Here is a 17,697-nt window from a genome sequence, read left to right as displayed (position 1 = left end):
GTTGAACAGAACAACACGCTATCTGCTGGTGGTCGGTGTCGCGGTGGCTGCGGGCCTGGCCTGGTTTGTCACCCGCACACCCCATTCGCCGCTGGACAACCAGACGCCGGCAGCGGCCACGCCTGAACTGATCCAGCGCGGCGAATACGTCGCCCGGCTCGGCGACTGTGTGGCCTGCCACAGCACGCCCAAGGGCGCGCCGTTTGCCGGCGGCTATGAAATGGCCACGCCCATGGGCTCGATCTTCACCACTAACATCACCCCCGACCCGCAGACCGGGATTGGCCGCTACAGCCTGGCCGACTTCGACCGGGCGGTACGCTCCGGGGTGGCCGCCGACGGGCATCGCCTGTACCCGGCGATGCCGTATCCGTCGTATGCCAAGTACAGCGATGAAGACATTCGCGCGCTCTATGCCTTCTTCATGCATGGGGTAAAGCCGGTACAGCAGGCCAATCAGCCGGGCAAGATTGCCTGGCCGCTGAACATACGCTGGCCCATCGCACTGTGGAACGCCATGTTTGCCCCGCAAGGCGCCTATCAGGACAAAGCCGGCCAGGATGCGCTGTGGAATCGCGGCGCCTACATCGTTCAGGGGCCGGGCCACTGCGGCAGTTGCCACACGCCACGCGGGCTGGCCATGAACGAGCAGGGCATGGATGAAAGCAGCCCGCTGTATCTGAGTGGCGCCTTGCTCGATGGCTGGTATGCACCGAGCCTGCGCCAGGACCCTAACACTGGACTGGGGCGCTGGAGCGAAGGCGAGATTGTCCAGTACCTGCAAAACGGCCGGAACGTTCACAGCGTGGTCACCGGGACCATGACCGAGGCGTTCAACAACTCGACCCAGTACATGACCGACCACGACCTGGCCGGTATTGCCCGCTACCTGGCGTCATTACCCGGCGACCCGCAACGCGACGGGCCGGCCTGGGACCCGGCGCGCGCCCAGGCCTTGACCGCCAGTGACATGCAAAAACCGGGGGCGGCCAATTACGTGGCCAAGTGCAGTTCCTGCCACGGCATCGACGGTCGCGGTCAGGGGCAGTGGATGCCGCCGCTGGCCGGTGCGTCGTCATCGATGGCCAAACACAGCGCCACCAGCATCAACGTGGCCTTGAATGGCTCGGACCGGGTCGTGGCGCAGGGCATGCCCGATGCCTATCGCATGCCGCCTTATCGCAATCAGTTGAACGACCAGGAGATGGCCGATGTGCTGAGCTTCATCCGCAGCAGTTGGGGCAATCAGGGTGGGCCGGTGACGCCTGCCGAAGTGGCCGAACTGCGCGAACGAACCCGTCCGGCGAGCAGCAACCCGATCATTTTGCAGATGCGCTGAAGGCCGTCAATGAAGGACTACGACAATGCAAAGCGTTGATCTGCTGGTACTGCGCAGCGCCCTGGGTTGGCTGGTCGAGGGGCGGCGCGTGCTGTTGGCCACCGTGGTCAGGACCTGGGGGTCATCCCCGCGCCCGGTCGGCTCGATGATGGCGCTGGGTGATGACGGGCGCACCGCTGGCAGCGTCTCGGGTGGCTGTATCGAGGATGACCTGATTCATCGCTACAGCCCGGCGTTCACTGCTCAGCCCATGCCCGGCGGCGCACCGCGTGTGGTGCGCTACGGGGTGAGTGCCGATGAAGCGCATCGCTTCGGTTTGCCGTGTGGCGGCACCCTGGAACTGGTGCTGGAATTCGAGCCTGAGCAGGCCTCACTGACCCGCTTGCTGGCCGCTCTGGATGACGGTGCGCTGATGCGTCGTACCCTGGAAATGGCCAGTGGCGAGGTGGTGCTGGAGCGTGCCGGCGAACCTGAAGCCTTGCAGTTCGATGGTGCTCGGCTGGTCAATACGTTGGGGCCGGCGTACCGGATGCTATTGATTGGTGCCGGGGCGCTGGCCGAGTACCTGGCGACCATGGCCCTGTTCAATGGTTTTCGGGTCACGGTCTGCGACCCGCGTCATGAATATCGGGCCGGCTGGTCGGTGGCCGGAGCTGAACTGGTGACCGGCATGCCGGATGACGAGGTGCTTGCCTTCAGACCGGATGTGCGCAGTTGCGTCATCGGCCTGACCCATGACCCGAAGCTCGACGACCTGGCGCTGCTGGCCGCGCTGGACAGCCCGGCCTTTTACGTTGGTGCCATCGGTTCGCGGCGCAACGACCGCAGCCGTCGTGATCGACTGATCGAGCATTTCGGCCAGAGCGAAGCCTCGTTGCAACGCTTGCATGGCCCGGTCGGCATCTTCATCGGCAGCAAGACCCCGGCAGAAATCGCCGTGAGCATCATGGCTCAGGTACTGGCGATCAAGAACGGCGTGTGCCTGCCCGACACCCTGTCGGTGGCGCACGGCAAGCAGCAGCTGGAACGCAATACGACCGACGCGGCCTGAGCCTTCCGGCAGGCCGATCGGGGGTTCGGGACCGGTCAATCGTTTACTTGTTAACCAGTCGTCGGCTATAGTCCTCGGCCATCATCCGAACCCTCCCACCGCCGGTCCTGCACCGGCTATTGTGTAGACCATGCCCAGCCCCAGACCCTCTCTGACCCTTACCCTGCTGCAGGCCCGTGAAGCAGCGATGGCGTTCTTTCGTCCGTCATTGAACGAACATGGCCTGACCGAACAACAATGGCGGGTCATTCGCATCCTCAACCAGCAGGGTGAAATGGAGAGCTACCAACTGGCCGAGCAGGCCTGCATCCTCAAGCCGAGCATGACCGGCGTGCTGGCGCGCCTGGAGCGCGACGGCATTGTACGGCGCAGCAAACCGGCCCATGACCAGCGACGCATGCTGGTCAGCCTGACCGAGCAGGGCCAGCAGTGCTTCGTCTCGATGAGCGAAGACATGGAGCGCAATTACCAGCGCATCCAGGCGCAGTTTGGCGAAGACAAGATGCAGCAACTGCTGGAGCTGCTGCGCGAACTCAAACGCATTGAGCCGTGATTCACAAGGGTAACCTTGGAGGGGTAATGCTGATCCGTTAAGGACAACGCGGTTCCTGTGGGAGCTAGCTTGCTAGCGAAAGCGGCTGCACATTCGCAGCAGATGCTGTGACTTTGCCGGCCTCTTCGTCGGAATGCCGCACAGACCAAGGTCGCTCCCACAAAGGCAGATAGCGCTTATCCGAACAGTATTGGCTCTAGCCGGGAAGCCTTCGCGGATAAATCCGCTCCTACGGCGCCCGTCATCCGCACACGCCGTTGTGCAAGCACACAACAACGCGGCCATACCGTCGTGCAAACCGCCAAAGAGTTTTTGTTGACGCACCCCTATGATCAACGGGCTGCCCATAACAACAACATCCTTCAAGGACTCCACACCATGTCCCACTCGCCGACTCGCGAGGCTGACGACGTGCAAGGCAATCTTGTCTACCGTCGCATCACTCTGCGTCTGATCCCCTTCATCTTCATCTGCTACCTGTTCAACTACCTGGACCGCGTCAACGTCGGTTTCGCCAAACTGCAGATGCTCGACGCCCTGAAGTTCAGCGAAACGGTCTACGGCCTGGGCGCCGGGATCTTCTTTATCGGTTACGTGCTGTGCGGCCTGCCCAGCAACCTGGCCTTGAACCGCTTCGGGCCGCGGCGCTGGATCGGCCTGATGATGATCACCTGGGGCACGTTCTCGACCTGCCTGCTGTTTGTCACCACGCCGATGGAATTTTATGTGCTGCGCTTTCTGACCGGCATGGCCGAAGCCGGCTTCTTCCCCGGCATCGTGCTGTACCTGTCGCGCTGGTACCCCAATCAGCGGCGCGGGCGGATCATGGCGCTGTTCATGTCGGCGATTCCGGTGTCCGGCTTGCTTGGCGGGCCGTTCTCCGGCTGGATCCTCAACCACTTCGCCCATGGCCAGGGCGGCCTGGATGGCTGGCAGTGGATGTTTCTGATCCAGGGGCTGCCGACCGTGCTGCTCGGCCTGATGGCCTTCAAGCTGCTGTGTGATAAGGTCGAGGACGCCAGCTGGCTGAGCGCTGAGCAACAGCAACGGGTCAAAAACGATGTGGCCAATGACGAGTTGAACCGGCCCAAACAGGCCAGTTCTTCGCTGGCCAGCGTGCTGACCATGCCGCTGATCTGGACCCTGGGCTTTATCTACTTCTGCATCCAGAGCGGGGTGTATGCCATCAACTTCTGGCTGCCCTCGATCATCAAGAACCTGGGCTTCAGCGATGCGCTGGTGATCGGCTGGATCAGTGCGATCCCTTACCTGCTGGCCGGGGTGTTCATGCTGTTGGTGGGGCGTTCGGCGGACTTGCGCAACGAGCGGCGCTGGCACCTGGTGGTGCCGATGCTGATGGGCGCGGCGGGGCTGATGATTGCCGCCAACTTCGCCAGTGTGCCGGTGATCGCCATTGCCGGCCTGTGCATTGCCACCATGGGCGCGCTGACCGGTCTGCCGATGTTCTGGCCGTTGCCGACCGCGTTGCTCAGCGCCAGCGTGGCCGCCGGTGGCCTGGCCTTGATCAACTCCATCGGCCAGATGGCCGGGTTTCTCAGCCCTTATCTGGTGGGCTGGATCAAGGATCAGACCGGTTCGACCACCGCCGCGCTGTATGCGCTGGCGGCGTTGACCATTGTCGGCAGCCTGGTGGCGCTGCGTCTGAGCCGGCCTGCCTCGGTTCCGGCAACGGCGGCCACCTGACCCGCGTTACCAGCGATAGCTCAGGGTACTGACCAACTGGCGTTCGTCACCGTAGCGGCAGATGGCGAACTCGCAATAGGTGTAGCGCTTGTTGGTCAGGTTGTTGGCGTTGAGCGCGACTTCCCAGTGTGGGTCGATCTCGTAGCTGGCCCGCGCATCGAACAGGGTGTAGGCCGGCATGCCTGACGGGACGCCCGAAGCCTGGGTGCTGCCCTTGTAACGGGCGCCGCCGCCGATGCGCAGATTGGGGATACCCAGCGCGTGCAGGCGGTAGTCGGCCCACAGCGCGGCCTGGTGATACGGGCTGTCTTCGCTGCGCTGGCCGATTTCTGCGGCCACGTTACTCTTGGTGATGCGTGCATCGATGTAGGCGTATGAGGCGATCAGGCTCAGGTTCGGCACAGGTTCAGTGCGTGCTTCGAGTTCCAGGCCACGGGAACGGACTTCACCGGTCTGCACCGAGAAATTGATGTCGGTGCGGTCCTGGGTCAGGACATTCTGTTGGGTCAGTTCATAGACCGCTGCGCTGAGCAGAGTGTTGCTGCCCTCGGGCTGATAACGGATACCGGCTTCGTACTGCTTGCCTTCGGTAGGCACGAACGCCACGCCGTCACGGTCAGTGCCGGCCACCGGGAAGAATGACTCGCTGTAGCTCAGGTACGGTGCCAGGCCATTGTCGGCCTTGTACACCAGGCCCACACGCCAGGTGGTGGATTCATCGCTCTGGCTGCTGTGGCTCTGGTTGCGAAACAGTTTGGTGCTCTGGTCGGCCCAGTCATGCCGCCCCCCGAGCAGCAGAACCCAGCGCTCGTCGAACTTGATCTGGTCCTGCCAGTAAATGCCTTTTTGCAGGGTGTCTATTTGCGAGCCACGATCGGTTGCCGGGTTGCGGTTAACCACCACCGGCTGGCCGTATTGCGGGTTATTGAGGTTCAGCGACGGCGCGTTGCCACGGAAGTTGTGTGAGTCATAGCTGCTGTCATAGGCGTCGAAACCCAGCAGCAAGGTGTGCTGCCAGTTGCCGAACTGCCACTGGCTTTGCACATTGGTATCGCTGGCCAGCGCGCGCGAGCGTTCGCGGCGGTCGCTGTACTGGCGGCCGAGAATCCCGGTATTGAGGGCATTGGCCAGCGTCGCTGTGTTGACTTGCAGATAACGCCAGGTCACGTCAGCTTCGTAGTAGCGCAGCTTGTGGCTGACTTTGGTGTGTTCATCGAAGCGGTGGTCGAACTCATAGCCGAGCGCCGACATGCTGCCGTCCATGCGATCGTAATCCGGCTCACCGATAAAATCGTGGCGGCCGATGGCCAGCGGGCTGTCACCCACGCCCTTGGTCAGTTGCCAGGGCAGCGGCGCCGAGAAGCCCGTCCCGGTTTTTTGGTAGAACGACAGCAGGGTCAGCGAGGTGTCTTCGGTCGGTTGCCAGGTCAGGGCCGGCGCGATGTAGAACTTGTCATTGTCGATATGATCGGCGCTGGTCTGGCTGTCGCGCTCCAGCACCGTCAGCCGGTAGCTGAGCGTGTCGCTGCCGGCCAACGGACCGGTGAAGTCGCCAGACAACTGCTTGCGGTCATGCTCACCAAGCTGCGCGTTGACTTCGTTCCAGGAACTCTGGCTGGGGCGCTTGCTGACCGCGTTGATCAGCCCGCCAGGCGATAACTGGCCGTAGAGCACCGAGGCGGCGCCGCGAACCACTTCGGCGCGTTCCAGGCCGTAGGGTTCCTGCACGCCATCGTAAGAGTTGTTCTGCAAACGCAGGCCGTCGCGCAGCGATCCGCCGGTGGCTGACTCAACGTCAAAGCCGCGAATCCGGAACCGGTCGGCGGTGCGGTTGAAGCTGGTGGGCTGGCTGGTAAAACCGGGGGTGAGGTCCAGACTCTGCGAAAGCGTCTCCGCTTGCCGGTCACGAATCTCATCGCTGGTGGCCACCGACAGTGACTGCGGGGTTTCGGTAATGGGGGTGTCGGTCTTGGTCGCGCTCAGGTTGCGTTTGGCCACGTAGCCCTGTATGTGGCCGGTGGCGGTTTGTTCGGTCGTGGCGCCAATCGCGGTGGGCGCCAGCTCCAGGCTGTCGCCGGCCGGCAGCGCCGGGGTCAGCAGATAGCCGTTGGCACCGCGCAACGCCTGGTAGCCGCTGCCCTGCAGAATCCGTGCAAAGCCTTCATCGACCCCATAGCTGCCTTGCAGGCCCTGGCTTTGCAAACCGGCGACTGTTTGCGGGTTGAACATCAACGCCACGCCGCTGTGCTGAGCGAAGCGGCTCAACACCTGGGCCAGCTCACCCGCAGCGATGTTGTAAGACTGAGCCTGCTGCTGAGCGTGTGCAAAGGGTACGCCCAGGCCGAGCAACGCGCTGCTGGCCAGGCTGATGGTCAGCGCCAGAGGCGCCAGGCGGCAGCGGGAGGGGAAGGTCTGGGGCGTGTCCAGCGGCATGGAAGGCAGTCCTGTCTTGTGGTTAGTCCTTCCTTGACGCAGGGCTTGAGCAAAGCGGAACCGCAGCAGAATTTATTTTTCTGCCGGGGCCGCAATCCGTTCGACCTGCAACCACCAAGGCCCGTAAGGTTCGATACGCACTGGCAACACGTCGCTGATCAGGCGCATGGCCTGCTGCGGGTTATCCAGCGGCAGCACCGCCGAGACGCGCAGATCGGCCAGTTGCTGGCGGTCGAACTGCACATGGCCGCGATATTGGCGGGCCAGTTCATCGAGCACTTCAGGCAGCGGCCGGTCATCCACCACCAGTTGATGGCGCTGCCAGGCAGCCGACAACGCCGCCGGGTCGATGCTGCTGAGCCGTTGCACCTGCTCGCGGGTGATTCGAACCTGCTCGCCGGCACTGACCTGGGTCTCTTCAGGCGCCAGCGCAGTGCGCGCAGCCACTTTGGATTCGAGCATGCTCAGCAGCGTTGAGTCGTGTTCACGCTTGACCGTAAAGCGCGTGCCGAGGGCGCGCATGCGCCCGTCTTCGGTCACCACCGTGAAGGGGCGCTGGTGGTCACGGGCTACATCAATGAGGATTTCGCCGCGCAGCAGCTTGATCTGTCGCTGGTTGTGGCTGAAGTCGATGTCCACCGCGCTGTTGCCGCTCATGACCAACCGTGAACCATCATCCAGAGTGAGCTGCTGCCACTGCGCCGGCGCACTGCGCTGATCGGCGAGCAGCACCGCAGGCGGATAGCTGCGCAGCAGCAGGGCCAGTGGCAAGGCCAGCAACAGCGCCCAGGTCGCGCCGCGCAGCGGCAAGCGTCGGCGCGCCACCGCGCCGGCATTCAGCGCCGCCCGGGCCGGTGCCTGCCTGGCGCGCAACGACTGCACGCCACCGACAAACCGCTGCAGCCGCTCGAAGGCCGCTGCATGCCGTGGGTCCTGGGCTTGCCAATGTTCGAACTGCTGGCGCTCGGCCTCGCCAAGCGGGCCTTCAGTGCAGCGGATGACCCAGTCGGCGGCCTGCTGCTCGATGTTTTGCAAAGGAGTCATGCCGATTCAGACGTCCAGCGCATGATTGCAATGCACCAGCGCATTGAGCAGATGCTTGCGCACCATGCGCTCGCTGATGCCCAACTGGCTGGCTATCTCGGCCTGACGCCGGCCTTCGAGGAAATACAGCAGGAACACCTGGCGGGCGTTGTCATGCAGACCGTCGAGCACGAAGGTGATGTGCTCCAGCGATTCCAGGGTCAGCAGAATCTGCTCCGGCGACTGCTGGCAGTGCTCCAGCACATCGGCAGTCAACGCCAGCTCGCGCAGGTAGGCGTCCTCGATCTTGCGCCGCCGGGCGCGGTCGATCAGCAGATGACGCGCCGTGGTGGTCAGAAACGCCCGCGGCTCACGCAACCGCCCAAGACTTTCGCGCGAGCCCATGATGCGCACAAAGGTGTCATGCGACAGGTCGGCGGCATTGTGCGGGCAGCCAAGCTTCTTGCGCAGCCAGGCGAACAGCCAGCCATGGTGCTCGGTGTAGAGCTCATGCACGGCTTGCTTGAGAGGGAGTTCGCTGGCGGCCATTGCGAATGCATCTGTAGATAAGAATTATTCGCAAGGTTAAACCAGCCTATGGCCATCAGCAAGGCGGGAATGTTTTGAGCCGCCTTGCCGACATGATCACCAACAAGACGGCCATCAAGCCGGGCTATTCCACCGCCTCGTAAGGCAACCCCACATAGTTCTCGGCAATGGTCTGCCGCCCGGCCTGCGAATCCACGTAGTAATCCAGTTCAGTCTGTTGAATACGCTGGCTGAAATCGTCAGTGTCTGGAAACTTGTGCAGCAGCGAGGTCATCCACCAGGAAAACCGTTCGGCTTTCCAGACCCGGCGCAGGCAGATTTGTGAATAGCGTTGCAGCAGGTCGGTACGGCCCTCGCGGTAGACCTTGAGCAGGATGCGGTACAAGGTGCTGACATCGCTGGCCGCCAGGTTCAGCCCCTTGGCACCGGTAGGCGGGACGATGTGTGCGGCATCGCCGAGCAAAAACAGCTGGCCGTACTGCATGGGTTCGGCGACGAAGCTGCGCAGCGGCGCGATGCTCTTCTCGATGGATGGGCCGGTGATCAGACGTTCGGCCAGATGGTTGGGCAGGCGGGTTTTCAGCTCGTTCCAGAAGCGTTCGTCTGACCAGTCTTCGACCTTTTCCTCTGCTCCGACCTGCACGTAATAACGGGTGCGGGTCGGTGAGCGCATGCTGCACAGGGCAAAACCACGCGGGTGGTTGGCGTAGACCAGTTCGTCGTTGACCGGCGGGGTGTCGGCCAGCACGCCGAGCCAGCCGAACGGGTAGACCCGCTCGAAGACCTTGAGGCTGCCGGCCGGGATTGACTGGCGTGACACACCATGAAAACCGTCGCACCCGGCGATGTAATCGCAGTCGACCCGCTGGTTTTCGCCATTGCGGGTGAAGGTTACGTAGGGCCGGTCGGTCTTGAGGTCATGCAGTTGCACATCGTCGGCGTCGTACACAGTGCTACCGCCAGCGGCCTCGCGGGCCTGCATCAGGTCGCGGGTCACTTCGGTCTGGCCGTAGACCATCACGGTCTTGCCCTGGGTCAGGTGCTTGAGGTCGATGCGTTCGCAGCGGCCATCGAAGGCCAGTTCGAAGCCGTCGTGTACCAGCCCTTCTTCGTCCAGACGTGCGCCGACACCGGCCTCACGCAGCAGCTCAACCATGCCTTGTTCCAGCACGCCGGCACGAATGCGCGAGAGTATGTAGGCGGGGTCTTTGCGTTCGATGATGATGTTGGCAATGCCGGCACGTTGCAGCAGTTGGCCCAGCAACAGCCCGGACGGGCCTGAGCCGATGATTGCGACTTGGGTTTTCATTGTTGTTGTCCTGTCTTTGCGCCCTGCACACCAAGGTCTGCGGGCTGTCATTGTTGTTGTCTCCTGTATTTTTAATGGATGGATACGGCATAAGAAGGCACTATCCAGCGCATTATCTGGATTTTTCGAGGGTTATCTGAATGTCCGGCCGGCCTGGCAGCAACATCCCGGTGTTCAAGCTGTACGGCGAGACGGTCGTCTGGCCGACACCCGATCTGATCCATTGCGAATCGATTGCCGAGCGCAGCAGCCTGCACGACTGGGAAATCAAGCCGCACCGGCACAGTGATCTGGTGCAACTGCTGTATGTGCAGTCGGGGCGGGCGTTGCTCAAGGTTGAGGAGGTGGTACGTGAGGTCGAGGGGCCGGTGCTGCAGGTCGTGCCTGCCCTGAGCGTGCATACCTTTCGGTTCGCGGACACCATCCAGGGCCACATTCTGACCCTGGCGATGCCGCTGGTGGAGCAACTGGAGGCTGCGCTGGACGGTTTCAGGTTGGCCACCCCGCTTTGTCACGGGCCGGGTGACGATTCACCCGAGCTTGACCGGTTATTCAGCGCGATTGTCAGTGAGTACCATCAGGTCAGGGTCGGTCGCGAGCTGATGCTGCAGGCGCTGATCAATCAGTTGCTGGTGTGGTTATGCCGGCGCAGTGAGCAAAGTGGCGCAGGGCAGGCAGCGGGCTCCCCCGACCGGGGGCGTGAGCATTTGCAGCGTTTCATGCATCAACTCGAAGAGAGTTTTCGTCTGCACTGGTCAATCGAGGAGCATGCGCGGCGCCTGGGTATCAGTGCCGCGCACCTCAATGCACTGTGCCGGCGGCTGGCGGACCAGTCTGCGTTGCAGATCATCAACCAGCGCCTGCTACTCGAAGCCAGGCGTGGCCTGGTGTACACCACCATGACCATCAATCAGCTATCCGACAGCCTGGGGTTTTCGGAACCGGCGTATTTCACCCGGTTCTTCAAGCGTGCTGCCGGAGTCTCGCCCCGGCAGTTTCGCGATCAGCTCACCACCCGATAGCATGGCTCGTAGGCCGCGCCACCGGGCAGCTTCATGCGGTGCTGTTCGACGAACGCCTGCAGCAGTTTGTCCAGTGGCTGCATGATCGCCGGGTCGCCATGAATCTGATAGGGGCCGTGCTCTTCGATCAGGCGAATGCCTTTGTCCTTGACGTTACCCGAGACGATCCCGGAAAACGCCCGGCGCAAATTGGCCGCCAGTTCGTGCGGCGGCACGTCGTGGCTGAGCTTGAGCCTGGCCATGTTTTCGTGGGTCGGGTCGAACGGATGCTGGAAGCTCTCGTCGATTTTCAGCAGCCAGTTGAAGTGGAACGCGTCGTTACGCTCGCGGCGGAACTGCTTGACCTCTTTCAGGGCCTGGGCCATCTGCCGGGCGACTTCGGCCGGATTGTCGATGATGATCTTGTAGTGCTTGCGCGCGGCTTCGCCAAGGGTGGCCTGGACGAAAGCATCCAGTTGATGCAGGTAGGCTTCAGCGCTTTTCGGGCCGGTGAGCAACACCGGGAATGGCAGGTCCTGGTTGGCCGGGTGCATGAGGATGCCCAGCAGGTACAGGAACTCTTCGGCCGTGCCGGCACCGCCGGGGAAGATGATGATGCCGTGGCCGACGCGCACGAAGGCTTCCAGGCGTTTTTCGATATCTGGCAGGATCACCAGTTCGTTGACGATCGGGTTCGGTGCTTCGGCGGCGATGATGCCCGGCTCGGTCAGGCCCAGGTAGCGGCCGCCGTGAATGCGCTGCTTGGCGTGGGCAATGGTGGCGCCTTTCATCGGGCCTTTCATCACGCCAGGGCCGCAACCGGTGCAGATGTCCAGGCTGCGCAGGCCCAGCTCGTGGCCGACCTTCTTGGTGTACTTGTACTCATCGGTGTTGATCGAGTGGCCGCCCCAGCAGACCACCAGCTTCGGCTCGACGCCGGCACGCAGGGTGCGAGCGTTTCGCAGCAGGTGAAACACGTAGTCGGTAATGCCTTGCGAGGAGCTCAGGTCGATGCGCTGGCTGTCCAGTTCGCTTTCGGTATAGACGATATCGCGCAGGGCGCTGAACAGCATTTCACGGGTGCTGGCGATCATCTCACCATCAACGAAGGCATCCGCCGGGGCGTTGAGCAATTCAAGACGTACGCCGCGATCTTGCTGGTGAATACGGACTTCGAAGCTCTCGTAGGCTTCCAGAATGGTCTTGGCGTTGTCGACATGCGCGCCGGTATTGAGGATTGCCAGGGCGCACTGGCGAAACAGGCTATAAACGCTGCCGGAGCCGGCGGCGGAGAGTTGCTGGACTTCGCGCTGGGAGAGCGTTTCAAGGCTGCCCTTGGGGCTGACCGAGGCGTTGATCACTTGTCTTGGGAGCATTCTATTTTCCATTAGAGCGATGCCGCCGACACTGTGTCGGTGGCACCTTGATGGTGAACATCAGCGACGTTAACGCTTGAGGGCTATTCTTGCTGGCAGCCGCGCTGCAAAGCAAACCCTGCGCAGTATTGCCAGCATTTGTGTCGCAAGAAAACCACTCTGGTGAATATCTTGCCGGGAACGCCTTGCGGCTGAAAATTGACGCCGATATCGGCCAGTAATGAACCTGACACCTTTTACAGGGTCTGTAGAGCGATGGATTCTCGACGGCCTGCTGATTCGAGGCTTGGCCTTGCGGCCATGGTGCTCGTGTACTGCTGACATCCGGCGGCTGCAGGAGTTGCACGCAAAGCCCCGTCATGGATGCCCATCGTGCGCCGGCCCGTTCACCGCGGCCTTTGTTTTATTCAGCGAAGATAGTCACTGCCATGCCTCGTCATTTTTCCTCACTGCTGGCCCGCGCGCCCGGCCTGTTCCTGTCAAACCCGCCACGTCGCCACCTGCGTGCCGGGCTGTTTCTCGCGCTGCTGGGCCTGCTGGGTTCGCAATCGCTGCAGGCGGCCGCCAATGACCGCTGGATCAGCGACAGCCTCAATACCTACGTACGCAGCGGCCCGACTGATGGCCACCGGATTGTCGGCACGCTCAAATCCGGTCAGAAGGTCGAGTTGCTCGGTAGCCAGGGTTCCTACAGCCAGATCCGCGGCGAGGGTGGCAGCACTGTGTGGATTCTGACCAGTGACCTGCAGGAAGAACCCGGTCAGTCCGAGCGGCTGCCACAGCTCACCAGTCAGGTGGCACAACTGACCGACCAGTTGGCCAAGATCGACGACACTTGGAAGGCTCGCGTGCAAGGCATGCAGGAAACCATGGATTCGCGCAAGAAACTGATCGATGAGCTTGAGGCTCGCAGCCAGGGACTGACCGAGCAGTTGACCCAGGCGCAGTCCGAGCTGCGTGATACTCAGGCACGGCTGGGTATCGAAAACCAGCAGGCGCTGATGAGTTACATGGTCTACGGCGCCAGCATTGCCGGGGTCGGTCTGCTGATCGGTCTGATCCTGCCGGCCATGAGCCGCAAGCGCAAACGCAACGACGGCTGGGTCTGACAGTCATCTATCCGGGCGTTCGACAGCCGCCATCGGGTTCGCAAGCACCTGGCTTGCGAGCCTGATGGCCGCTGAAAACTGAAGAAAATCCGCTTTCCAGGCGTCTAACTGTGATTTCGCTCTACAGTTTCCCGCTTCAAGGTCGAAAAACTTTTTGGCTTTGCTAACTTGTCCATCAGGCAGGTAGCCGAACGGGCGCAGGAAAATCAGTTTGATGGCATTGTGCCGTTAGTTATTATCTGCGCCCTCAGAATCGTGTCGAACCCGGGACCCAAACCCGCAGAGCCGATTTCGCACCCCCTTGAAGACAGGACCCTGGATGCTGGCGTACAACCAAAAAAGCTTTCTGATCGTCGATGACTTTTCCGACTTCCGCAGTTCGGTCAGGTCAATGCTGCGTGAGCTGGGCGTCAAGGAAGTGGATACGGCCGACACCGGCGAACAGGCGCTGAAGATGTGCTCGGAGAAGCGCTACGATTTCGTCCTGCACGATTTCAATCTGGGTGACGGCCGCAAGAATGGCCAGCAAGTGCTTGAAGATCTGATGACCGAGCGACTGCTCAGTTATGAAAGCGTATTTATCATGGTCACCGCCGAGAATAGTCAGGCGATGGTCATGAGTGCTCTGGAGTGGGAGCCGGATGGCTACCTGACCAAACCGTTCAACCGTGCCGGGCTCGCGCAGCGCATCGAGAAGATGGTCCAGCGCAAGACCCTGCTCAAGCCGATCTTCCAGGCGCTGGACCGCGGCAAGCCTGCCGAGGTATTGGCGGCCTGCGTCAATCTGGCCAAGCAGGACCCGCGCCTGGCGCCGTTGTGCCTGCGCTACAAGGCTGCTGCCTTGCGCGACCTCAATCAGGTCGAGCCGCTCGAAGCCCTGCTCAACTCGATCATTGCCGACCGGCCCACGCCGTGGGCCTACGGCATGCTCGGCAGCCTGTTGCTCAAGCGTGGCCGCACCGCCGATGCGCAAGGGGTCTACGAGCAGGCCACCAAGGCTTTTCCGATGTTTCCTGCGCTGTTCGACGGGCTGGCCGATGTGCTGATGGCCCGTGGTGAAACCAAGCGCGCCCAGAGTGTTCTGGAGACCGCCGTGCGCCTGTCGCCGCTGGCGGTACGCCGGCAGACGATGCTCGGCAAGCTGGCCATGGATAACCAGGATTTCGAGAGCGCCTCGCGGGCTTACCGTCAGGCGGTTTCCCAGGGCCAGTTCTCGCGCTTCAAAAACCCTGAGACCAATCTGGGCCTGGCCCATGCCTTGATCAACAAAGGCGGCGATCAGGGACTCGACGTGCGCGCCCGTGCGGAAATCAACCAGGCGCTGGGCGATGTGGCCAAGGAACATGCCAATGACGAGGGCTTGCAGGTACGTGCGCGCTTGATGAAGGCCGCCAGCCTGCAACACTCGGACCCGGAAACCGCCGCCAAGCTCACCGAGCAGGCTGTGGCGCGGCTCGATGGCATGAGCCAGTTTCTTAGCGCCGACGCCGCCATGGTGGTTGCGAGCCAGCTCAAGCAACTGGGTCAGGAGCAGGCGGGTGCCGGCGTGTTGAAAAACACCGCAGAGATCTACGGTGATGACCCGCAGGTCATGAAAACCCTGGCCAGCCTGACTGATGATCCCGAGATACTCGGTGCCAACAAGGCCGCCATCGACTTGAACGTTCAGGGCGTGCGCAGCTATAAAGCCGGTCAGTTGTCCGAGGCCCAGGAGCTGTTTCGCAAGGCCTTGGCGCTGCAGCCGAAGAACATCAGTATTGCGCTGAACCTTGCCCAGTCACTGTTGCACCCAGGCCAGAGCCTGAGCGCCGAAGCGCTGCAAGAGTGCCGGGCATCGCTGACCATGGTCGGCAAAATGCCAGAAACTGACGCGCGCTACCCGCGCTACCAGAAACTCAAGGAAAGGGCATTTGGTGCATGACTGATCAACCGCAAGGCCCGGACTTTTCGATGGTCATCGCCTCCACGGTGCATGACATGAAAAACTCCCTGACCATCCTCAGCCAGGCCCACCACAACTGGGTGGAGCGCCTGAGTCAGGAGCAGCTAGAGCACCCCGAGCACGGGGTCATGGAATACGAGTTCGCCCGCCTCAATGGCATGTTGGTGCAACTGCTGGGGCTCTACAAACTGGGCGTCAACCAGTTGCCGATGCAGGCCGACTACCACGACCTGGATGACTTCATCGAAGCGCAACTGGTGCACCATAAAGAAGTGCTCGACAGTCGCGGCATTTCGGCCAGCTACAGCGTCGATGGTCTGACCCCGCTGGGCTTCTTTGACCGGGAGCTGATCGGCTCAGTGCTCAATAACATCATGGTCAATGCCATTCGCTACGCCGACAAGGCGATTGCCATTACCGCCGGTGAGCAGGGCGGTGAGCTGTTCATCACGATCAATGACGATGGCCGGGGGTATCCGGCGTCGATGATCGAACACCAGCATGAGCTGGTGCAAGGCATCAACCCGATCAGTGGCAGCACCGGGCTGGGCTTGTACTTTGCCGGTCATATCGCCAGCCTGCACGCGCGTAACGGGGTGGCAGGCCGTGTTGAGCTGGCCAATGGCGGGGCGTTGGGGGGCGGGTTGTTTACGTTGTATCTACCCTGACAGCGAGGTTGGGGGATGCGATGCTGCGTGGGCGTCCTGTTTGCTTTATTCGTGCCCTCAGCGCGGTTTGCCGGTCTGAGCTCGTCCAGAAGCTTTGAAAGTCTGGTGGTGACCTTGAAATCCATCGCATTGCTTGCCTAACCTTGGCGCCTGCCGCATTGGAAATCAAGGAACGAGGCAATGGCTCGCAACGAACACTCTGCCACACTGCAGGCTCTTACCGGGGTAGACGAAGTCGAATGCATCACTCCCGACCTCAATGGCGTACCGCGTGGCAAGGTGATGACCGCCGAGGGCTTTCTCGGCGGACGACGGTTGCAGATGGCGCGCGGCGTGTTGCTGCAATGCATCATGGGTGGCTATCCACAGGCGAAGTTCTACGGCAGCGATGACGGCGACCTGGCACTGGTCGCTGATCCGCAGCACGTTTATCAGCTGCCCTGGAGTGACGGCGATCGCGCTTTGGCAATCTGTGATGCGCTGGAGCTGGACGGTCAGCCCAGCGGGCTGTCTAGCCGTAACGTGCTCAAGTCGGTGCTGGCTCGTTATACCGGGCAGGGGCTGGCGCCCGTGGTCGCCACTGAGCTGGAGTTCTACGTGTTCGCGCCCAACCCTGATCCACAGCAGCCGTTCCAGCCCCCTGTCGGGCTTGATGGCCGTCGTGAGCAGGGCTTCTCGGCGTTCAGTGTGACCTCCAACAATGGTTTGCGGCCTTTCTTTGCCGAAGTGCGTACCTGCATGGCAGCGCTTGGGTTGCCGCGCGACACGTTCATGCATGAGATGGGCGTCAGCCAGTTCGAGATCAATTTGCTGCACGGTGATCCGCTGTTGCTGGCCGACCAGACCTTCCTGTTCAAGCACCTGCTCAAGGAAGTGGCGCTCAGACATGGCCTGACTGTGGTCTGCATGGCCAAGCCGCTGGCTCAGGCGGCGGGTAGTTCGATGCACATTCACCAGAGCATTGTTGATGTTGCCTCGGGGCGTAATCTGTTCAGCGATGCGGACGGTCAGCCAACGCCGGCTTTTCATCACTTTATCGGCGGGCAGCAGGCGTGCATGGCGGACTTCACGGCATTGTTCGCGCCGAACGTCAATTCCTACCAGCGTCTGTTTCATCCCTATGCCTCACCGAACAATGCGTGCTGGTCTCATGACAACCGCGCGGCCGGGTTGCGCATTCCGGCCAGTGGTCCCGAGGCGCGGCGGGTGGAGAATCGCTTGCCCGGTGCTGATGCCAATCCTTATCTGGCGATTGCTGCCAGCCTGGCAGCAGGCTGGCACGGTCTGAAGCATGCCCTGGAGCCGGCGGCGCCGGTCCAGGGCGAAATCGATGTGCCGCCGGCCCTCCGGCTACCCGTCACCTTGCAGGAGGCGCTGTTGCGGCTTGAGCGCAGCGCCTTGGCCAAGGAACTGTTCGGGCAGGCGTTCATCGAAGGCTTCATTGCCAGCAAGACCCTGGAGCTGACAAGCTTCCTCGATGAAATCACGCCCTGGGAAAGAAGAGTGCTTGGCAGCCAGATCTGAGCGACCAGTATTGTCTTTGGCCGGCAGCCGGATCGAAACCATTCCCGGCTCAAGCCAGTCCTACAGGCACCGCGCTGCGAATGATTGACCATGCCCACACGGGCAACTTTGATAGT

General features: G+C 61.9%; 14 protein-coding genes. 9 read left to right on the top strand and 5 right to left on the bottom strand.

Going from position 1 to position 17,697, the window contains the following annotated elements; genetic code table 11:
- Position 1 precedes the first annotated feature (1 nt).
- From NJC38_RS14940 to NJC38_RS14925, 4 genes are all read left to right on the top strand, one after another.
- Positions 2–1,339 carry a cytochrome c gene (locus tag NJC38_RS14940; protein ID WP_253115413.1) on the top strand — a complete coding sequence of 446 codons (1,338 nt, stop codon included), beginning with the start codon at positions 2–4 and terminating at the stop codon, positions 1,337–1,339.
- A 25-nt stretch (positions 1,340–1,364) separates the two neighbouring features.
- Positions 1,365–2,390, top strand: a complete 1,026-nt coding sequence (locus tag NJC38_RS14935; protein WP_253115411.1) for an XdhC family protein — start codon at positions 1,365–1,367, stop codon at positions 2,388–2,390.
- A gap of 130 nt (positions 2,391–2,520) precedes the next feature.
- Positions 2,521–2,943, top strand: coding sequence for a homoprotocatechuate degradation operon regulator HpaR (hpaR, locus tag NJC38_RS14930; RefSeq protein ID WP_045489305.1), 423 nt, complete (start codon positions 2,521–2,523; stop codon positions 2,941–2,943).
- Between the two features lie 378 nt (positions 2,944–3,321).
- Positions 3,322–4,647: an MFS transporter gene (locus NJC38_RS14925; protein WP_253115409.1), complete on the top strand. Its 1,326-nt coding sequence runs from the start codon at positions 3,322–3,324 to the stop codon at positions 4,645–4,647.
- A 6-nt stretch (positions 4,648–4,653) separates the two neighbouring features.
- Here NJC38_RS14925 and NJC38_RS14920 read toward each other — a convergent pair whose 3' ends face one another.
- The 4 genes from NJC38_RS14920 to pobA all read right to left on the bottom strand — a co-directional run bounded on the left by NJC38_RS14920 (position 4,654) and on the right by pobA (position 9,961).
- A complete protein-coding gene (locus NJC38_RS14920; protein WP_253115407.1) occupies positions 4,654–7,080 on the bottom strand; it encodes a TonB-dependent siderophore receptor in 2,427 nt (808 codons plus the stop codon).
- Positions 7,081–7,152: 72 nt separating this feature from the next.
- Positions 7,153–8,124, bottom strand: a complete 972-nt coding sequence (locus NJC38_RS14915; RefSeq protein ID WP_253115405.1) for a FecR family protein — start codon at positions 8,122–8,124, stop codon at positions 7,153–7,155.
- A 6-nt stretch (positions 8,125–8,130) separates the two neighbouring features.
- The gene (locus NJC38_RS14910) at positions 8,131–8,652 is read right to left on the bottom strand and encodes a sigma-70 family RNA polymerase sigma factor (RefSeq protein WP_045489313.1); all 522 of its coding nucleotides are present in this window, start codon (positions 8,650–8,652) and stop codon (positions 8,131–8,133) included.
- Between the two features lie 124 nt (positions 8,653–8,776).
- Complete coding sequence (gene pobA, locus NJC38_RS14905; protein WP_253115403.1) at positions 8,777–9,961, bottom strand: 4-hydroxybenzoate 3-monooxygenase; 1,185 nt, start codon at positions 9,959–9,961, stop codon at positions 8,777–8,779.
- Between the two features lie 140 nt (positions 9,962–10,101).
- On the opposite strand from pobA, the gene NJC38_RS14900 reads away from it, so the two are divergent.
- A complete protein-coding gene (locus tag NJC38_RS14900; protein ID WP_045489319.1) occupies positions 10,102–10,983 on the top strand; it encodes a helix-turn-helix domain-containing protein in 882 nt (293 codons plus the stop codon).
- Here the strand turns inward: NJC38_RS14900 and ppnN are convergent.
- Positions 10,965–12,338 (bottom strand): nucleotide 5'-monophosphate nucleosidase PpnN, encoded by a 1,374-nt coding sequence (gene ppnN, locus NJC38_RS14895; RefSeq protein WP_253115401.1) that lies wholly within the window; start codon positions 12,336–12,338, stop codon positions 10,965–10,967. The two genes, NJC38_RS14900 and ppnN, sit on opposite strands and share 19 nt — an antisense overlap.
- A 428-nt stretch (positions 12,339–12,766) precedes the next feature.
- On the opposite strand from ppnN, the gene NJC38_RS14890 reads away from it, so the two are divergent.
- The 4 genes from NJC38_RS14890 to NJC38_RS14875 all read left to right on the top strand — a co-directional run bounded on the left by NJC38_RS14890 (position 12,767) and on the right by NJC38_RS14875 (position 17,581).
- Complete coding sequence (locus NJC38_RS14890) at positions 12,767–13,447, top strand: TIGR04211 family SH3 domain-containing protein (protein WP_045494503.1); 681 nt, start codon at positions 12,767–12,769, stop codon at positions 13,445–13,447.
- Between the two features lie 319 nt (positions 13,448–13,766).
- Positions 13,767–15,368 (top strand): tetratricopeptide repeat-containing response regulator, encoded by a 1,602-nt coding sequence (locus NJC38_RS14885; protein WP_045489325.1) that lies wholly within the window; start codon positions 13,767–13,769, stop codon positions 15,366–15,368.
- Positions 15,365–16,057, top strand: a complete 693-nt coding sequence (locus NJC38_RS14880; RefSeq protein WP_253115399.1) for a HAMP domain-containing sensor histidine kinase — start codon at positions 15,365–15,367, stop codon at positions 16,055–16,057. Before NJC38_RS14885 ends, NJC38_RS14880 begins: the two co-directional genes overlap by 4 nt.
- A 282-nt stretch (positions 16,058–16,339) precedes the next feature.
- The gene (locus NJC38_RS14875; protein WP_253115477.1) at positions 16,340–17,581 is read left to right on the top strand and encodes a glutamine synthetase family protein; all 1,242 of its coding nucleotides are present in this window, start codon (positions 16,340–16,342) and stop codon (positions 17,579–17,581) included.
- Positions 17,582–17,697 lie beyond the last annotated feature (116 nt).

The organism is Pseudomonas sp. 21LCFQ010 (genome assembly GCF_024129905.1).
Taxonomy (GTDB): Bacteria; Pseudomonadota; Gammaproteobacteria; order Pseudomonadales; family Pseudomonadaceae; genus Aquipseudomonas.
This window is presented reverse-complemented; position numbering and strand designations above follow the sequence as displayed.

Excerpts from the sequence above, each read along its gene's own strand:
- NJC38_RS14935 (WP_253115411.1), top strand. The coding sequence starts at position 1,365 with ATGCAAAGCGTTGATCTGCTGGTACTGCGCAGCGCCCTGGGTTGGCTG.
- hpaR (WP_045489305.1), top strand. The coding sequence starts at position 2,521 with ATGCCCAGCCCCAGACCCTCTCTGACCCTTACCCTGCTGCAGGCCCGT.
- NJC38_RS14925 (WP_253115409.1), top strand. The coding sequence starts at position 3,322 with ATGTCCCACTCGCCGACTCGCGAGGCTGACGACGTGCAAGGCAATCTT.
- NJC38_RS14920 (WP_253115407.1), bottom strand. The coding sequence starts at position 7,080 with ATGCCGCTGGACACGCCCCAGACCTTCCCCTCCCGCTGCCGCCTGGCG.
- NJC38_RS14915 (WP_253115405.1), bottom strand. The coding sequence starts at position 8,124 with ATGACTCCTTTGCAAAACATCGAGCAGCAGGCCGCCGACTGGGTCATC.
- NJC38_RS14910 (WP_045489313.1), bottom strand. The coding sequence starts at position 8,652 with ATGGCCGCCAGCGAACTCCCTCTCAAGCAAGCCGTGCATGAGCTCTAC.
- pobA (WP_253115403.1), bottom strand. The coding sequence starts at position 9,961 with ATGAAAACCCAAGTCGCAATCATCGGCTCAGGCCCGTCCGGGCTGTTG.
- NJC38_RS14900 (WP_045489319.1), top strand. The coding sequence starts at position 10,102 with ATGTCCGGCCGGCCTGGCAGCAACATCCCGGTGTTCAAGCTGTACGGC.
- ppnN (WP_253115401.1), bottom strand. The coding sequence starts at position 12,338 with ATGCTCCCAAGACAAGTGATCAACGCCTCGGTCAGCCCCAAGGGCAGC.
- NJC38_RS14890 (WP_045494503.1), top strand. The coding sequence starts at position 12,767 with ATGCCTCGTCATTTTTCCTCACTGCTGGCCCGCGCGCCCGGCCTGTTC.
- NJC38_RS14885 (WP_045489325.1), top strand. The coding sequence starts at position 13,767 with ATGCTGGCGTACAACCAAAAAAGCTTTCTGATCGTCGATGACTTTTCC.
- NJC38_RS14880 (WP_253115399.1), top strand. The coding sequence starts at position 15,365 with ATGACTGATCAACCGCAAGGCCCGGACTTTTCGATGGTCATCGCCTCC.
- NJC38_RS14875 (WP_253115477.1), top strand. The coding sequence starts at position 16,340 with ATGACCGCCGAGGGCTTTCTCGGCGGACGACGGTTGCAGATGGCGCGC.